The sequence below is a fragment of the Halorubrum sp. SP3 genome (assembly GCF_005435195.1).
GTDB lineage: Archaea > Halobacteriota > Halobacteria > Halobacteriales > Haloferacaceae > Halorubrum > Halorubrum sodomense.
The window spans coordinates 1-777 of the sequence record NZ_SGTU01000177.1 but is presented as its reverse complement, the minus strand read 5'-3'; the positions used below and the strand labels follow the sequence as shown (position 1 = coordinate 777).

Annotated in this window: 1 protein-coding gene; it reads right to left on the bottom strand. The window is 57.9% G+C overall.

Features of this window, described 5'->3' with window-relative positions:
- Positions 1-493 precede the first annotated feature (493 nt).
- Positions 494-777: hypothetical protein (locus tag EXE42_RS18835; RefSeq protein WP_158293753.1), on the bottom strand; the 284-nt coding region annotated here is incomplete at its 5' end.

The window sequence follows — 777 nt, the reverse complement described above, 5'->3', positions numbered from 1 at the left end:
ACGGAATCATCCTGTCCGCTGGACTGCTCATCAGGCGGTTCCTCGGTTTCACGTGTGTGACTCATACCCGTATGTTTGGGTTATAGATATAAATAACCTTGGGTTACCTAACGTGAATCCGAGTGGCTGTGTGAGCAAGCGTCGAGGGTGTGTCGGGATCTGCCCTGTTGTGAGAAACCCCGTGGGGCGGCAGCCCCACTTGGCCTGTCGCCCACGTTGTGAACGACAGACCCGTGGGGGGTTGGTGGTGGGGGTATTACTGTAAGGAATATCCGTGGGGGCGAGCTGCTCGGTGGTCACACCACAGGGAGTATCCGCCCCCACGTCATCTGAAAGAACGGATTACCCCTGCCACGAGGCCCTGTGTGGCGGGGTTCCACGCGAGGACGAGTCACTTCGTGACACCGTTCGTTCCTCACGTCCTCCTAATAGAACTGAAGGATATTAATGGTAACGGATATAGTGGTGACGCCCAAACAGAGGGGTCATCTCGTTACAACGCCTCGATCTCCAGCCCGCGCAGTTTGCCCGAGATGGAGAGCTGCTGGTCGCCACCGTCCTCGTAGCCAAGTTCCAGTTCGTTCCAGTCGAACTTGGCCGCGGAGGCGTCAAGTACCTCGTCAGCGATAACGGACACCTCGTTGGGCGTCCGATCGTTCTGATAGAGGTCTTCCAGCAGTTCGGCGGCCTCCTGATTGACCATCTGTTCTGTGTCCATCGAAGCAGTCTTCGTCCCGTAGCCGACAGCGACCTCGCCCTCGTTGCCGAGGCCCGAGT